A 3,023-nucleotide genomic window follows, 5' to 3' on the forward strand; every position below is an offset into this window, starting at 1 on the left:
ATTTAGTTGACCACTACACCCGCAAGCGAAACTTCGCGACGAGGTACCCGTTTGCCGAATGACTGGAGGCTCCCAGGAGAGTGGGGGAGGTGGGCTATCCAGGAGACAGGCCTCCCCAGGGAGCGGATCTTGATGGAGGCAGCTACGTTCGCCGATTACTGGCAGGCGCTGCCCGGCGCCAAGGCCGTCAAGTTGGACTGGGAGAAGACCTGGCGCAACTGGATACGCCGGGCTGCTAGCTCATTCCGGACAACAGCCCAGCGCAAGCCACTGGAAAACCTACAGGCGGCCCAGCAGGCCGCTAAGGCACTCAGGGAGTCGGGGAGGGGGGACTATGACGACAGCACTCCGCTCTAACGAGACGACGGCCCTGAGCGCACCAGGGGAGGCGCTGCAGGTCAGCGCCCGGATGTCGGTGTTCCTGGCCGAGGAGCTGCTGCCGCTGATGGCCGGACTTTGGCCTGCCAGTGCCAACCAGCTGGACAGCAATGCCCGTGGCGTGGCGCTGGCCTGGGGGAGCATGCTCAGGGGATTCAATGCGCAGCAGATCCGCGAGGCAGTGCTGCTGCTTGGGGAGGATGCTGATCGGCAGTTTGCACCGCGGCCGGCGGAGGTGAGGGCAGCCATCCAGCAACGGAGCCCGGCTTCCCGGGCCACCCCGGTGGGTGGGGGCCTGGTGTCTTACCGGGCGTGTGAGATGGAGGCAGAGGCTAGGGTCTTTCTGCGGTGTCGCAATGTGCCAGCAGATGAGGTTACCTCAGAGTTAGATGTTGTGCTGGCTGAAAAGGCTCGCCAAGGAGTTGAGGTTGTTATGCGTTCGTAATTTAAATGAAAACATGGAATAATTTCACAATATTTCTTCAAAGGAGAAGGGATTGTATTCTTTTATCGAAAGTTCAAAAGCACCATGGATTTTCGATGCTATGTAAATATTTGCATGAGGAAAGTGGGTAATTATTATGTTGTATAAGGTTTCCATTTTCTTTCTAGGCATTTTCTCACCTATTGTGAAACTTTTTATTGCGTTGATAGGGTATTTTAGGAAGTGCGCCTTTATTTCGGTGTTTTTGGCTTGGCAAATCACTCTAACTTCATTTTCATATTTCCAGCATGTTGGCTTGGTCGCTAGCATTTTTTGGTATATTTCATCATGAGAGTTGAATGATCTGTCGAGAGCATCTTCGTACAAACCTAATTCTTGTCGCTTGTCTTGTCCAAGATGTTTCATCAGTACTTCTGTGCTGTGAATGGCTTCCTGATGGTATGTGATTTGATCATGTATAACAGCCATTACAGCGGTGTCAATTTTTGGTGGGGCATCTTCATATAATACGTCCATAATTACAAGGTGCTCTTCATTATGAGATTGTATATAGTCTGGATTAAATTCAATACAATACCCTCTTAGTCCATCTGCATAATGTGACCACATTAGCAAACTGTCAGCATCTTTACTAAAGCAGCTAATCCTGGCTCTATCTATTATGGTAGATACAACTGGTTCTGATAATTTCAAGCTGTCAGCATAAGCATCATAGTTTTCAAGCACGATGTGATCTGATACATCCTCAAATCCCCATGCTTTTATTATTTCCTGAAGTCTAGAGGATTGCTCTGTTATTTTTGGGAAGCCAGAGAGTACCTCACAACTACATTCAAATGGGTCATTGAATGCTTCAAAATGACTCATGTATAGTTCATGGTTGAGTAAGTTGGATATTGAGTTCTCTGAAAATGAAAAATATTTGTACATGGCGGGCTAGTCTCTTTAAAATTGCAACATTAACAATGTGAAGTACCTGTTCATAAAATTAATTAAAGACCGAGAGTCATGCTCGTATTAATCTTGGTATTTTCGATTCAATCTCCAGTTTAAGGGATTCTTTATCTAGGCTGAAATGAAGTTTACGATGGCAGTTTGGACAAACTGCAAGCGCATTTGAAATGGTATCACTTCCTCCTTCTGATAATGGTATTAAATGATGCACTTCTAGATAAGGTGTGCCATCTGTCCGATGGAAAGGTGCGGGTAGTTGACAGGCTTCACATTTTCCCACTGCATTGCTAAGTACCCATGCTTTAACAAATGGGTCTCGAAGATATACCGTCGTAGTTATGTTGCTTTGCTTAGGATGAATAGAGCCTGTTGGCTCTTCTATTTTCTGTTTTAGAAGAGAATCTACAAGTAGGTTGAATTTTTCATGGTCAGCAGTTGGCTCAAAAATATCTAATTTATCCATGGTTGATGCAAGAGTGTGCCAGTATTTATCAGTCATAAGTGGGCTATGTATTAAAATTCTTTTGAATCTATTTCCACCTTTTGATTTAATGTTGTGAGGTTCTTTCATCTCTCCTACCTCACGACCAATTGCTAGTCTAATATCATCTGCATGCACATGTCTTATATATATATCAGTATCTACATTGTTATATAGTTTTACTGCTCTATCTTCAATATTTGGTAAGGCCTTTGATAAATTTCTCGATATAACATACACTTTAATGAAAGATAGGTTAGCCTCTCTTAGTCTTTGAATAATATAGCGAACAGCACATGCATAATCAGGGTTCCTATTTTTTGGTCCCCAAGATTCTATGATTAGTCCAAATACACCATCAACTGTGCCAACGTTGTATGTTGCATCCAAGAACTCTCCGTTGTATGAAAAGACTTTAGGCATTATTATTACTCATGATAACAATCAGTTATTAATTATAATCATTGTATTATAATTTATATTGTGCAATTATCAGCCAAGGTGTTCAGGTTTGTTGTTTTTGAATTCATGTATGAAGGTTAGTATATTTTTTTTATCAAATCGATAATTCGATTCTTTTCTTACGTCTATTCCATTTGCCATTCGAGTGGCTATATAGTTTATTTTTTCACTATTCCTTTCTATTATTTCTTCAGCTCTTAACCAGCATTCGTCACTAATTGTATCGAGATGCTTACTAATGTTTTTGTCGTGAATTTTTCCGCTAAATTGAATTCCTCGTGCTATATGAAGAAGTATATACAC

At 42.8% G+C, this 3,023-nt stretch carries 5 protein-coding genes; 2 read left to right on the forward strand and 3 right to left on the reverse strand.

Features of this window, described 5'->3' with window-relative positions:
- The first annotated feature begins 132 nt into the window (after window positions 1–132).
- A complete protein-coding gene (locus tag LG30_RS0107780) occupies window positions 133–357 on the forward strand; it encodes a hypothetical protein (protein WP_238566396.1) in 225 nt (74 codons plus the stop codon).
- On the forward strand, window positions 335–823 hold the full coding sequence (locus LG30_RS0107785) for a hypothetical protein (protein ID WP_081966060.1): 489 nt from the start codon (window positions 335–337) through the stop codon (window positions 821–823). Before LG30_RS0107780 ends, LG30_RS0107785 begins: the two co-directional genes overlap by 23 nt.
- 24 nt (window positions 824–847) lie before the next feature.
- Here the strand turns inward: LG30_RS0107785 and LG30_RS21465 are convergent, their stop codons facing one another.
- The 3 genes from LG30_RS21465 to LG30_RS22690 form a co-directional block, all read right to left on the reverse strand.
- Window positions 848–1,690 carry a DUF2971 domain-containing protein gene (locus tag LG30_RS21465; RefSeq protein WP_161785824.1) on the reverse strand — a complete coding sequence of 281 codons (843 nt, stop codon included), beginning with the start codon at window positions 1,688–1,690 and terminating at the stop codon, window positions 848–850.
- Window positions 1,691–1,829: 139 nt separating this feature from the next.
- Window positions 1,830–2,681 carry an HNH endonuclease gene (locus tag LG30_RS21470; protein ID WP_081966064.1) on the reverse strand — a complete coding sequence of 284 codons (852 nt, stop codon included), beginning with the start codon at window positions 2,679–2,681 and terminating at the stop codon, window positions 1,830–1,832.
- Between the two features lie 69 nt (window positions 2,682–2,750).
- On the reverse strand, window positions 2,751–3,023 hold a 273-nt coding region (locus tag LG30_RS22690), incomplete at its 5' end, for a hypothetical protein (protein WP_238566397.1).

Origin of the sequence: Aeromonas aquatica (genome assembly GCF_000764655.1) — a bacterium.
Classification (GTDB): domain Bacteria; phylum Pseudomonadota; class Gammaproteobacteria; order Enterobacterales; family Aeromonadaceae; genus Aeromonas; species Aeromonas aquatica.

What these genes read in the sequence shown, in the direction of transcription:
- LG30_RS0107780 (WP_238566396.1), top strand. Translation starts at nt 133, where the DNA reads ATGGAGGCAGCTACGTTCGCCGATTACTGGCAGGCGCTGCCCGGCGCC.
- LG30_RS0107785 (WP_081966060.1), top strand. Translation starts at nt 335, where the DNA reads ATGACGACAGCACTCCGCTCTAACGAGACGACGGCCCTGAGCGCACCA.
- LG30_RS21465 (WP_161785824.1), bottom strand. Translation starts at nt 1,690, where the DNA reads ATGAGTCATTTTGAAGCATTCAATGACCCATTTGAATGTAGTTGTGAG.
- LG30_RS21470 (WP_081966064.1), bottom strand. Translation starts at nt 2,681, where the DNA reads ATGCCTAAAGTCTTTTCATACAACGGAGAGTTCTTGGATGCAACATAC.